Consider the following 12497-nt stretch of genomic DNA (forward strand, 5'->3'; position numbering starts at 1 on the left):
TCAAGCGGAGATATGAAACGACTTCTGTTCTTAACGCTTTTAAGTGGGGCCAGCCTTGGGTTGGCCCCTACCGTTTTGGGCCAGGTAACGGACACCACGCGCACCGTAAAACCGCAGCTGAACACGGCGCCTCCGGGCTCTGCACCAGCCCCAACGGCTCCGGCTCCGCCGCCAGTCTATCAGCCGGCACCAACTACCCCCGAGCAAACGCCGGCCTCTAGGGAGCCTTACGACCCAAACCGCCCATCGGGCCTGGAGCTACCCCAGCGCCCCGGCGTGGCGGCCCCGGAACCTCCGTTGCGGCGGTACTTCCTATACAGCAATTTTGGTTTAGGCTTCAGTAGCTTGTATGGGTACAGCCAGTTCAGCGCCAGTATTGCGCCGGCCATCGGCTATCGGGTAAGCAAGCGGTTTGCCATTGGTCCGGGCATTTCGTACGCCTACAACAACTACTCGTTGCGCGGCTCCGGTAGCGTAAACACCAATAGCATTGGGCTGAAAGCTTTTGCGCAGTTTATCGTGTTTAACCAGTTCTTCCTGCACGGCGAGTACGAAGTAACCAAGGCCGAAGTGCTGTATCAGGACCCGAGCACAGGCACCTTGTTTCCCGGCAAAATTACGGTGCGCACCCCGCTGGCTGGAGTTGGCTACCGGCAACCAATCGGGGATCGGGCCGCCGCTGACATTGTAGTGCTCTATAACTTCAACGACGGCTTTAAAGACATTTATGGGCAACCAGTAATTCGGTTTAGCTTCCTGTTTGATTTGAAATAACCTTACGGACAAAACACAAAAAAACCGGCCCTTTCGGAGCCGGTTTTTTTGTGTTTTTTGGACTCAATTATTCCACTATCCGTGTGGAATGCGGGGCTAGCTAGACTACCCGACCGCCGCGAATAACACGCAGCAGAATGGCGATGATAGCAATAACCAGCAAGATGTGAATCAGACCATTGTTAGCGAGGCCGGTGCCCAAAACACCAAAGAAGCCCAGTGCCCAAATGATGATCAGAATGACAGCGATGATATACAGCAGATTTCCCATGGTTGTAAGAAGTAAGGAGGAGAGAGTTGGTGAATGGTTAGGGAGAGTTTTTTGTGGCTGCTGCAGCTAGTGGGTGAAGAGTAGTTGAGCAGCCAATCTGCGGTTTTGTACGCGGGGCTTCCCCCAAAAGGTTTATAGCCTGTTCACATTTTTTTAATTCTGCAAGAAGCTTTAGCCTAAAAAATGCCCTAGCGCACTGCAAATCCATTTTTACTTTCTAAAAAAAATCTTGTATAGCAATACTCTAATCCTTAAAATCTTCCATTGGGTGGCCCGTTGTTTCAGCTTAGCTTTGCACGGCAGCCTGGCCTGCTCCTATTTCTTCCCACCCACTTCTCTGTTTTTTTCATGCTGAACGTCGCCGTTATTGGCTCGGGCACGATGGGCAATGGCATTGCTCACGTATTTGCCCAGCACGGTTTCTCCGTTGCTCTCATCGATATTAATCAACCTGCCCTTGACAAAGGCTTAGCCACCATTGGCAAAAACCTAGACCGCCAGGTAGCAAAAGGTTCGCTCACGGAGGATGATAAAACTGCCACGCTAGGTCGGCTGACTACCTATACCAGCATTGCCGAGGGTGTACAGAACGCCGACTTGGTGGTGGAAGCCGCTACAGAGAACGTCGACCTGAAGCTGAACATCTTCCGGGAGCTGGATCAGCACGCGCCCGCACAAGCCATTCTGGCTTCCAACACCTCCTCTATCTCCATCACGAAGATTGCGGCCGTTACGAAGCGCCCAGCGCAGGTGATAGGCATGCACTTTATGAATCCGGTGCCCGTAATGAAACTGGTAGAGGTTATCCGGGGCTATGCTACTTCTGATGAGGTGACCCAGCGCGTGATGGAGTTGTCGCGGGAGCTTGGCAAAACGCCTACGGAGGTAAACGACTACCCCGGTTTCGTGGCCAACCGCATTCTGATGCCCATGATCAATGAGGCCATTTACAGCCTGTTTGAAGGGGTAGCGGGCGTAGAGGAAATTGATACTGTGATGAAGCTGGGCATGGCGCACCCAATGGGCCCGCTGCAGCTGGCCGACTTTATTGGGCTGGATGTGTGCCTGGCCATTCTGCGGGTACTGCACGACGGCTTGGGCAACCCGAAATATGCGCCTTGCCCCCTACTGGTAAACATGGTAACAGCCGGCCGCCTAGGGGTAAAATCAGGCGAAGGCTTCTACTCCTGGACCCACGGCACCAAAGAGCTGGTGCTGGCTGAGCGTTTCCGGAAGTAGCCTTTCCGCAGGGGGGGTTCACGTAAACATCACCCTAGCAAACACTTACCCGACCTTTCTGCCCTCGGGCGGGAAGGTCGGTTGTTTTAATAGCAGCTCGGCCGTATTTGCTAAACTTTTCAGGCCTGAAATTCCTTTTAGACGTATGATACGAGCAGTATTTACCGCTCTGTTGTTGCTAGGCCTGCTGAATGCCGCAACCGCACAACGTGCTATTACCACACCATCTACTACGAAAACCCAACGAATGGAACAGGCAACATTTGGAGCCGGCTGCTTCTGGTGCGTCGAGGCTGTTTTTCAGGACCTGAACGGCGTCGAGAAAGTTGTATCCGGCTATACCGGCGGACGCATCGCCAACCCTACCTATAAGGAAGTATGCAGCGGCCTGACGGGCCACGCTGAGGTGGCTCAGATAACGTACGACCCTAGCAAAATCAGCTTTGAGGAATTGCTGGAGGTGTTCTGGAAAACCCACGACCCCACTACTCTTAACCGCCAGGGCGCTGATACCGGCACGCAATACCGCTCGGCCATCTACTACCACAACGACGAGCAGAAGCGCCTTTCGGAGGAGTACAAGAAGAAGCTTAATGAAGCGCAGGCTTTTCCGAACCCCATCGTGACGGAAATCTCGCCCCTAGGCACGTTCTATGCCGCCGAAAACTATCACCAGAACTATTACAAACTGAACAGCCAGCAGCCTTACTGCCAATTTGTGGTGAAGCCCAAAGTAGATAAGGTGCGGCAGGTTTTTGCCGACAAGCTGAAAGCTGAGGCCAAAGTTCACTAGGCCCCTGAGCTCGCAAAAGCCCGCCCCAACAATGTTGAGGCGGGCTTTTTTATTTTATTGCTGAACGCTTATTGCTGCTCTACCAAATCAATCTGGAACGGACCATGGTCGCGGCCGAGGGCATAGAACATGGCCACCTGGTTCATCAGGGTACGGGCGTACAGGTCGAGGCCGCGGGTTTCCAGAATCTGGTTGTTCTTCACAATGATGAAGCTGACCAGCTCGCCCGGATAAGCGCCGTCTTCGCCTACCGGCGGAATTGCCTCAAACGGGGAGTGCGACTTCACCGGGATAAATTCACCTTTGGGCAGCTCCATCAGGGTTTTCTCGCCGTATGGAACGAAGCCTTTCAGGTGTGAGTAGCGGAAGTTAGGGTTCCAGACCCAGCTGCCGTTAAATACATAGTACTCATCGGTGCCCAGGCGCAGGAAATCACGCAACGAAACGTTTACGCCTACGCGCCAGTTGGAGCGCTCCTCCAGCGTTTGCTTGATGATGGCCAGGCGCGTAGGGTCCGGAACATCCGTGAAGGACTGCGTAAGGCTGGCATGTACAACCAGCTCGCAACCGGCATATAGGTTCAACAGCTGCTGGCGCCAGGCATTCTGGGCGCCTAGCTGGTAGGCCTGCTCCCGGGTAAACTCAAAGAAATTATGGGTATACGGGCCGGCAATGGCTACCCCGTCGCGGCCGTTGGGCTCGGCCCACTCCACCAGAAAGCAGGGGCGCTTTTGGCCATCTACCCAAGGCAGCTCGCGATTAAAGGCAACGCGCGTTTGCACCACCTCGGGTTCAATGCCTAATTCCTGGGCTACAAAGTCGCGCACTTCGTCGCGGGCCTGGGCCGCGGACACTACTGTTCTGAAGGTACTCATCAAGAAAAGAATCGGGGGAACTTGGGTGAGTGAATTACGCACCGCAGTGCAATATCCTGCATCTGGTCGTGGAAAAAAAGAACCCTGGCGTAAAGGGCGCAGGGTTCTTCCAGAGCCAGCAGTAACTACAGGCTTTTCAGCGCGTTATGCCACCGTTTTATTACACAGCCACGTTGTGCTCGCGCAGCGCGTCATTGAGCGACGTTTTCAGGTCGGTGCTGGGCTTGCGCTGACCGATAATCAGGGCGCAGGGCACGTGGTACTCACCGGCCGGAAACTGCTTGGGCAGACTGCCCGGAATCACGACGGAGCGCGCCGGTACGTAGCCCCGGTACTCCTTCGGCTCTGGGCCCGTTACGTCGATAATGCGCGTGCTGCCCGTGATGGTCACGCCTGCCCCGATAACGGCTTCCTTGCCCACAAAGCAGCCTTCTACCAAAATGCTGCGGGAACCTACAAAGGCGCCATCTTCCACAATTACGGGTGCTGCCTGTACGGGCTCCAGCACGCCACCAATGCCCACGCCGCCGCTCAGGTGCACACCGGCCCCAATTTGCGCGCACGAGCCTACGGTAGCCCAGGTATCTACCATGGTTCCCTCGCCTACCCAGGCGCCAATGTTCACGTAGCTGGGCATCATGATAACGCCAGGAGCCAGATATGCGCCATAGCGCGCTACGGCGGGCGGAACTACGCGCACGCCCTGCTGCTCGTAGTTGGTTTTGAGGCGCATTTTGTCGCGGAACTCAAAGGGGCCTACCTCAATAGTTTCCATCTGGCGGATGGGGAAATACAGGATAACAGCTTTCTTTACCCAGTCATTCACCTGCCATTCGGCACCCTCTGCGCCGGGCTGAGCCACACGCAGACGGCCTTTATCTAGTTCTTCAATTACGTGCTGGATAGCCTCCGTAGTGGCGACTTGCTGCAATAGGCTCCGGTCGTTCCAGGCAGCCTCAATCAGGGTTTGGAGTTCAGACATTTCAATCTGGGTGTCAGGTGATGTAAGGTTGGTTGCCCGCACCGGAAGTCCGTGAACCGGATACGTAAGGCATCATTCAGGGCTTCTCCGCCGACAACTAACAAGCAAACTTACCATCTTCGCAGGCAATATGCCGCCTTCCCTGACCATTTTACTGGCCTCCGTGCTCAAACCGCTCGATGACACCCGCATGCTGGGCAAGTTTGGGCGCACGCTGGCCAGCCGGGCGGGCACCCAGGTACACGTGGCGGGCCGCCTTGCTCCTACGCCGTCAGGCTTGCCAGACAATTTGCGGACGCATGCCCTGCTGGCTGGCTCCCGCCTAAGCTTTGCCCGCGTGAAGGCACAATGGACGTACTGGCAATTGCTGCGTAAGCTAAGGCCTAACCTAGTGTTTGTACATGCGCCCGAGCTGCTACCCCTTACGGCGCTTTGGAGTGTACTGGGACCTAGCCGGCGCTTTGTGTATGATGTGCGGGAGAATTATGCCCTTAACATCCAGACGCAGCAGGTGTACCCGGGCTGGGCACGCAACGTGCTGGCAAGGCTGGTGCGCGGACTAGAAACCCTGGCGGCCCGGCGCGCTATCGCCATTATACTGGCCGAGCGCAGCTACGCCGAGGAATTGCCCTTTGCTGAGCCCCACCGCACGTTGATACTTGAGAACAAATACCAGCCAACTACTCCGGAGGAGGCGACACCGGTTTGGCCGCGGCAGCTCCCTAGTACCTCAGAGCCCCTTCGGCTGTTGTATTCCGGCACTATCTCGGAGCTGAACGGCGTGTGGGAAGCTATTCGATTTGCCCGGCACCTGCAAGAAGCCTGGCCCTTGGTACACCTGACCATCATTGGAGCCTGCCAGCAGCCGGGGTTGCTCCCGCGCCTGGAGGCTGCCGTAGCCGATATGCCAAGCCTTGTAACCCTGATGGGGGGCCAACAGTTGGTGCCGCATGCACGGGTAGTGGCGGAAATGCACCGTAGCCATTTGGGGTTGCTGCCGTATCAGCCGCACCCGAGCACCGCCCGCTGTATTCCAACCAAGCTGTTTGAGTACCTAGCCAACGGCCTACCCCTGGTGCTACCGCCAAACCCCTTGTGGCAACCGCTCGTGCAACTCCACCAGGCCGGCATTGTCCTTGACTTTCAGCAGCCCGAGTACCCGCCCGCTGGCACGCTGGCAGCCATGCTGGCGGAGCGCCCGTATTACCCGCGAGGCACTCCGCCGGAAGCGCTTTGGGCTACTGAAGCCGAAAAATTGCACCAGCTACTAGATTCTATTAAGTAACTGCCGACCTTTGCAGGCCGTTTACGGGGCTGGGTCTGTTTTTTTCTACCTTGGGCTCAGATTCTCTGACCTACTTGCTCCGCAAATTCCCCCATTGATGAACTCTACTCTCCGAATGTCTGAAATTGCGGGTGTAGGCCACTATGTGCCTGCCCGCGTGGTCACCAACGCCGACCTCACTACCCTCATGGAAACCACCGACGAGTGGATTCAGGAACGCACCGGCATCCGGGAGCGTCGCTGGTTTGAGGAAGGCAAAGACACCACGGCCAATATGGGCGCCAACGCCTCGCGCAAGGCCCTAGAAATGGCCGGCCTCACGCCCGACGATGTGCAAATGATTGTGTTTGCTACGTTGTCGCCCGACTACTTCTTTCCCGGCTCCGGCGTACTGTTGCAGCGCGAACTAGGCATCAAAGACCCGATTCCGGCGTTTGATGTGCGCAACCAGTGCTCGGGCTTCGTGTACGCCCTGTCCATGGCCGATCAGTTCATCAAGACGGGCATGTATGATACCGTGCTGGTAGTGGGCTCCGAAATCCACTCATCCGGCCTCGACATCAGCACCCGCGGCCGCGGCGTTTCGGTGATTTTTGGCGATGGTGCCGGCGCCGTAGTTCTGCGGCCCAGCACACGCCCGGACCACGGCATCCTGAGCACGCACCTACACTCCCAGGGCGAGCACGCCGAGGAACTCATTGTGAAAGAGCCCGGCTCTAACCGCAACAACCGCGTGGACTATGTGGTGGCCAATGAACTGGAAATGTACCCGTACATGAACGGCCAGAACGTGTTCAAGCACGCTGTGGTGCGGTTCCCGCAGGTTATCAAAGAGGCGCTCGATAAGAACGGCTACCAGCCCCAGGACCTGGATATGCTGATTCCGCACCAAGCTAACCTACGCATCACGCAGTACGTGCAGCAGAAGATGGGCCTCTCCGACGACAAGATCTTCAGCAACATTCAGCGCTACGGCAACACCACGGCCGCTTCGGTTCCGATTGCCTTAAGCGAAGCCGTACAGGAAGGCCGCATCAAGCGCGGCGACCTGGTGTGCCTGGCCGCGTTCGGCTCCGGCTTTACCTGGGCTTCGGCCCTGATTAAGTGGTAGCAGCGGCGCCCCTTTACTAGGGTGCTCCTACGCTCCAACCTGTAAGAAGCGCGGCCGGTAATATGTACCGGCCGCGCTTTTTGCAAAATCGTGCATCTTCGCTCCTTCAACACCTCTGCCCCGAAGCCCTACCCGCGTGCCCAGCTACACCGAGGAAAACTACCTGAAAGCCATTTATAAGCTAGCGGAGGCCCAACCCGGCACCGAGGTTAGCACCAACAGCGTGGCGGAAGCCCTGCAAACGCGGGCCGCTTCCGTAACGGATATGTTGCGCCGCCTCGGCGAAAAAGGCCTGCTACATTACACCCGCTACCGGGGCGTTACGCTCACGGCCGAAGGCAAGCGCCTGGCCCTGCTCACCATCCGCAAGCATCGCCTCTGGGAAGTATTCCTGGTGCAGCAGTTGGGCTTTACTTGGGATGAAGTGCATGACGTAGCCGAGCAGATGGAGCACATTGATTCTGACTTGCTCGTGCAACGCCTCGATGAGTTCTTGGGCTGCCCACAGTTTGATCCCCACGGCGACCCTATCCCCACGGCCGAAGGCATCCTGCATCGCCCCCAGCACCGCCTCCTCGCCGACCTTCGCCCCGGTGACCAGGGCGTAGTAGTAGCCGTCAAAAACACGTCAGTTCCCTTTCTGCAGTACCTGGACAAGGTAGGGCTGAACCTAGGCACGCATATTGAAGTACTGGATAAGATAGTATTCGATAATTCACTTGAAATCAGAATAAACCAGGCCAACAAATACCTTATTTCATCGGAAGTAAGTCGTAATTTATTCGTGACGGGATAGGTAGTTTACTAGGTACTTGGCCTGCTCGAACTGCCTGAAATTTAGCCTTGCCTCCTGGCGCGCCTTTGCTGGTTTCTAGCAATACATACCGCGGCTGAACGCCTACCTTTGCAAACGAAACCATTTCGTTCGCCGTGGCCGCTGCCCTTCCTCTTTCGCTTTCAGATACCATTGTGGCCCTGTCCACACCACCCGGCTCGGGTGCCATTGCGCTGGTTCGTCTTTCCGGCCCCGATGCTATCCGGCTCACCGATGAAGCCTTTGCCGGTAAACGCCTCCGCGACCAGGCCAGCCACACGCTTCATTTTGGTACTATCCGGGATGGTGAGCGAATCATTGATGAGGTGGTGGTTTCGCTGTTCCGCACGCCGCACTCCTACACCCGCGAGGACGTAGTGGAAATCAGCGCTCACGGCTCCGACTACATTGTGCGGGAGCTACTAGCCCTCTTTACCCGCCGAGGTGCCCGCCTAGCAGAAGCCGGCGAGTTTACGAAGCGGGCCTTTCTCAATGGTGCCTTCGACTTGGCTCAGGCCGAAGCCGTGGCCGACCTGATTGCCTCCGACTCCGCCTTATCGCACCAGGTAGCCATGCGCCAGATGCGCGGCGGTTTTTCGCAGGAGCTGAAAGACCTGCGCGGGCGCTTGGTACAGTTTGCCGCCTTGCTGGAACTAGAGCTCGACTTTGGCGAAGAAGACGTGGAGTTTGCCGACCGCACGGGGCTAGTAACCCTGCTACAGGAAGTTCAAACGCTAGTCCGCCGACTGCTTCGCTCCTTTGAGCTGGGCAATGTCATCAAGCATGGCGTAACTACCGTCATAGCCGGCCGACCCAACGCCGGCAAAAGCACTTTGCTCAATGCTCTGCTGAACGAGGAGCGCGCCATCGTTTCAGACATTGCCGGCACCACCCGCGACCTGATTGAAGACGAGGTAAACGTAGATGGCATCCGGTTCCGGTTTGTAGATACGGCTGGCCTACGCGACACCTCTGATGTGGTAGAAGCCATGGGTGTAGAGCGAACCATGAAGCGGGTTCAGCAGGCTTCTATCGTGGTATATCTGTTTGATATTACGAGCACTACCCCTATGCAACTTGAAGCAGAAATTAAAGCGTTGAAGGCACCCATGGGTACCTCGGTACTAGCCGTCGGCAATAAGCTAGATGTAGCCACTGACCCCGAGCAGGAAGCCTTCCGCGGGCGCCCCGATACAGTACTGATTGCCGCTTCCCGAGGCGACGGGCTAGATGAGTTGCGCGAGCTGCTACTAGGCCGGGTCCGGGGCGAAGGCCTCGATTACACTGGTGCCAGCACGATAGTCACCAACGTGCGCCACGCCCGCAGCCTGGAGCAGGCAACCTTGCATCTGGATGCCGTAGTGCACGGGCTGGCTGCCGGCGCTGGCACCGAGCTGCTGGCTGCCGACCTGCGCCATGCGCTGGCAGCACTGGGCGAAATAACGGGCGAGATAAGCAACGACGACCTGCTCACTAGCATCTTCACCCAGTTCTGCATCGGCAAGTAGCATAGCGCCTTCTGAGCTCGACACTAACTAGGCCGGCTTACCGTTCCATACATGTTCAACTCAGTTACTAGGTGCGGTTTTGGGCATGGCTACCCAATCTGGCTGCAGGGGTTGAAATATTATGCGGATTACGGGTAAAAAATTGCTCGGCATGCCACACTTATCATAGCTGGAGCCTTTCTTTGCGTTTTACCCCAACTCAAACAACAACCTGGGCCGAGTTGTAGTATAGGTGCCAAACTCTCACTGGGTTTTACTGCTTGCCGGTAATTCTTTAGTTTCGCCTCGCAACCCACCCTTCAACCCACGCTTATGGCAGAATCTGCTGAACTGATCCTCGACGGGAAATCCTTCTCTCTCCCTGTTATCGAAGGTACTGAGCACGAAAAGGCTTTCGATATTGGAAAGCTGCGCGACCAGACGGGGTACGTTACCCTTGATTCCGGCTACAAAAACACCGGTGCTACCAAAAGCGCCATCACTTTCCTCGATGGTGAGGAAGGCATACTGCGCTACCGGGGCTACCCGATTGAGCAACTGGCCGAGAAATCGAGCTTTATTGAAGTTGCCTACCTGCTGATTTATGGCAAGCTGCCCACCCAGGCCGAGCTGCAGGACTTCAGCAACCAGATTACCAAGCACACGCTAGTACACGAAGACGTTCGGAAGATTTTCGACGGCTTCCCCTCCGCTGCGCATCCCATGGCGATTCTCTCGTCGCTGATCTGTGCCCTGACCGCCTTCTACCCCGAAAGCGTAGCCCCAGACCTGAGCAAGGAGGAAATCGACCTGAACGTAATCCGCCTGATGGCCAAGCTGCCCACTATAGCCGCCTGGACCTACAAAAATCAGATGGGTCATCCGCTGAACTACCCGCGGAACGACATGGACTACTGCTCCAACTTCCTGCACATGATGTTCAGCTTCCCTACGGAGAAGTATGAGCTGAACCCAGTAGTGGTTAGCGCCCTCAACAAGCTCCTCATTCTGCATGCCGACCACGAGCAGAACTGCTCCACCTCCACGGTACGCCTAGTAGGCTCGGCCAATGCCTCGCTGTATGGCTCGGTATCGGCTGGTATCAACGCTTTGTGGGGCCCCCTGCACGGCGGTGCCAACCAGGAAGTGGTGGAAATGCTGGAGGCTATTGAGCGTGATGGTGGCGACACCAGCAAGTTCATTGCGAAAGCCAAAGACAAGGACGACTCGTTCCGCCTCATGGGCTTTGGGCACCGCGTGTACAAGAACTTCGACCCGCGCGCTACGATCATCAAGAAAGCTGCCGACGAGGTACTGACGGCACTAGGCCTGCAGGATAGCCCCTTGCTGAAAATTGCGAAGGAGTTGGAACAGGCTGCCCTCACCGATGAGTACTTCATCCAGCGCAAGCTGTATCCGAATGTAGACTTCTACTCGGGCATCATCTATAAAGCCCTGGGCATTCCTACCGAGATGTTTACGGTTATGTTTGCCCTAGGCCGCCTACCCGGCTGGATTGCCCAGTGGAAAGAGATGCGCGAAAACAAAGAGCCTATCGGTCGTCCGCGTCAGATCTATACTGGCGAGACCGAGCGTGACTACGTAGGCATTGAGCAGCGTTCGTAGTAGCAACCTACACTCCTACCCAACAAAAAAGCCCGCTGCTGTAGCGGGCTTTTTTGTTGGGTATTTTTTGCTTCCGGCAGTGCCGAGAGCAACTGTTCACTTAGCGCACGTTGGTAGCCGTGAAGTTCAGCTTTACGTCTTCGTAGGCTGCAAGCTGCTTGGGCCACAGAATGGCGGCCAGGTCCCACTCATAGCGCATCTGCACGTCGGCCATTGCTTTGTCGAGGTTTTCGCTGTCGCCGGAAAACTGCTTTTTGGCATCAGCTATTTCGCTCAGCAGGCGGTAGTTGAGCTGGCGTACTTTTACGTATTGGCCTTCGCTAAGCTTGGTGCGCTCAGCCATGCGTTTAGTCAGCTCAGTAGCACGCGCTGCTAGCTTAGTGCCCTCATCAGCGGTGGTGGCTTGCGCCATGTTTCCCAAGGAAACCAATAAAAGGAAGGTCAGGCAAGCGAATACGTTCTTCATAAAGGTGTCAGGTTGGTGGACAGGAAAAAGGAAGGCATTCAGTAATTAATAATTGAATATACTATATATCTATCATATTATCAATATGATATGTAATATTTCTAGTTTATCACTTGGGAACAATAGAGCTACCCTAACTTATTAATGCAGCAGCCCGCTTTGTGGGCGGGCTGCTTAAGCGGTTTACTTAGGCGTGGCACTTAGTGCCGTCATACTGGTGCGGCTCTGCTGGAAGATGGAAAGCTGAGCCGGACGAAGCAAAGCAGTCAGGTCGGTTTCGTAACGCGACTGGGCATCCGCTAGGCGCTGGTCCAGCACCGACTGGTCGGCAGCGAAACGCGTCTTCAGATCTTCCAATTCCGTCAGCATCCGGATGTTCAGTTGCTTCACCCGCAAGTACTGCCCTTCGTCGAGGCGGGCCTTTTCAGAGATGGAGCGGGTCAGAGCAGTGGCGCGGGAGGTAATGCTGCCGGAACCATCAGGCTCGGTGCCAGCCATAGCAGCACTCTGCAACCCGAACAGTAAACATGCAAAAAGAGTAGTCTTTTTCATGGTAAGCGTTTGTAAGAGGGTTAGGAAGAAAGAATTAACAAAATCAAATGCCTAATACTAGAGTAAGCTTACTTGAGGCAATGCAGCTTCAGAGTGGCTACAACCAGATTAGGGCATGTCCAAATATACAGCTTGATATTAAATAAAAAAAAGAAGTTTTATAACTATTCTACTCTACAACTTACACCAAAAAGTACTATTCATCTCATAATCAGCCTTGTA

Annotated in this window: 13 protein-coding genes; 8 read left to right on the forward strand and 5 right to left on the reverse strand. The window is 55.6% G+C overall.

Going from position 1 to position 12497, the window contains the following annotated elements; translation table 11 throughout:
- Window positions 1-12: 12 nt before the first annotated feature.
- Window positions 13-774, forward strand: coding sequence for a hypothetical protein (locus ACYVHC_RS01625; protein WP_460611911.1), 762 nt, complete (start codon window positions 13-15; stop codon window positions 772-774).
- Between the two features lie 100 nt (window positions 775-874).
- Here ACYVHC_RS01625 and ACYVHC_RS01630 read toward each other — a convergent pair whose 3' ends face one another.
- Window positions 875-1045 carry a lmo0937 family membrane protein gene (locus ACYVHC_RS01630; protein ID WP_460611912.1) on the reverse strand — a complete coding sequence of 57 codons (171 nt, stop codon included), beginning with the start codon at window positions 1043-1045 and terminating at the stop codon, window positions 875-877.
- A 348-nt stretch (window positions 1046-1393) separates the two neighbouring features.
- Between ACYVHC_RS01630 and ACYVHC_RS01635 the strand changes: the two genes are divergently transcribed.
- Together ACYVHC_RS01635 and msrA are read left to right on the forward strand one after the other, a co-directional pair.
- Complete coding sequence (locus ACYVHC_RS01635) at window positions 1394-2284, forward strand: 3-hydroxyacyl-CoA dehydrogenase family protein (protein WP_460611913.1); 891 nt, start codon at window positions 1394-1396, stop codon at window positions 2282-2284.
- Between the two features lie 247 nt (window positions 2285-2531).
- Window positions 2532-3077, forward strand: coding sequence for a peptide-methionine (S)-S-oxide reductase (msrA, locus tag ACYVHC_RS01640; RefSeq protein WP_460613120.1), 546 nt, complete (start codon window positions 2532-2534; stop codon window positions 3075-3077).
- 68 nt (window positions 3078-3145) lie between these two features.
- On the opposite strand, the gene ACYVHC_RS01645 is transcribed toward msrA, so the two are convergent.
- Window positions 3146-3952 carry a hypothetical protein gene (locus ACYVHC_RS01645; RefSeq protein WP_460611914.1) on the reverse strand — a complete coding sequence of 269 codons (807 nt, stop codon included), beginning with the start codon at window positions 3950-3952 and terminating at the stop codon, window positions 3146-3148.
- 160 nt (window positions 3953-4112) lie between these two features.
- On the reverse strand, window positions 4113-4934 hold the full coding sequence (locus ACYVHC_RS01650; RefSeq protein ID WP_460611915.1) for a 2,3,4,5-tetrahydropyridine-2,6-dicarboxylate N-succinyltransferase: 822 nt from the start codon (window positions 4932-4934) through the stop codon (window positions 4113-4115).
- Between the two features lie 130 nt (window positions 4935-5064).
- Between ACYVHC_RS01650 and ACYVHC_RS01655 the strand changes: the two genes are divergently transcribed.
- The 5 genes from ACYVHC_RS01655 (at window position 5065) to ACYVHC_RS01675 (ending at window position 11257) form a co-directional block, all read left to right on the forward strand.
- Window positions 5065-6219 (forward strand): glycosyltransferase family protein, encoded by a 1155-nt coding sequence (locus ACYVHC_RS01655; protein WP_460611916.1) that lies wholly within the window; start codon window positions 5065-5067, stop codon window positions 6217-6219.
- A 115-nt stretch (window positions 6220-6334) separates the two neighbouring features.
- A complete protein-coding gene (locus tag ACYVHC_RS01660) occupies window positions 6335-7330 on the forward strand; it encodes a 3-oxoacyl-ACP synthase III family protein (protein ID WP_460611917.1) in 996 nt (331 codons plus the stop codon).
- Between the two features lie 136 nt (window positions 7331-7466).
- Window positions 7467-8126 carry a metal-dependent transcriptional regulator gene (locus ACYVHC_RS01665; RefSeq protein ID WP_460611918.1) on the forward strand — a complete coding sequence of 220 codons (660 nt, stop codon included), beginning with the start codon at window positions 7467-7469 and terminating at the stop codon, window positions 8124-8126.
- 134 nt (window positions 8127-8260) lie between these two features.
- Window positions 8261-9652 (forward strand): tRNA modification GTPase, encoded by a 1392-nt coding sequence (gene mnmE, locus ACYVHC_RS01670; RefSeq protein WP_460611919.1) that lies wholly within the window; start codon window positions 8261-8263, stop codon window positions 9650-9652.
- A gap of 312 nt (window positions 9653-9964) precedes the next feature.
- The gene (locus tag ACYVHC_RS01675) at window positions 9965-11257 is read left to right on the forward strand and encodes a type II citrate synthase (protein WP_460611920.1); all 1293 of its coding nucleotides are present in this window, start codon (window positions 9965-9967) and stop codon (window positions 11255-11257) included.
- Window positions 11258-11357: 100 nt separating this feature from the next.
- Here the strand turns inward: ACYVHC_RS01675 and ACYVHC_RS01680 are convergent, their stop codons facing one another.
- Together ACYVHC_RS01680 and ACYVHC_RS01685 are read right to left on the reverse strand one after the other, a co-directional pair.
- Entirely contained in the window at window positions 11358-11723 is a 366-nt protein-coding gene (locus tag ACYVHC_RS01680; protein WP_460611921.1) for a hypothetical protein, read from the reverse strand.
- Window positions 11724-11906: 183 nt separating this feature from the next.
- On the reverse strand, window positions 11907-12275 hold the full coding sequence (locus tag ACYVHC_RS01685; RefSeq protein ID WP_460611922.1) for a hypothetical protein: 369 nt from the start codon (window positions 12273-12275) through the stop codon (window positions 11907-11909).
- Between the last annotated feature and the right edge of the window lie 222 nt (window positions 12276-12497).

The sequence above is a fragment of the Hymenobacter seoulensis genome, from assembly GCF_054780535.1.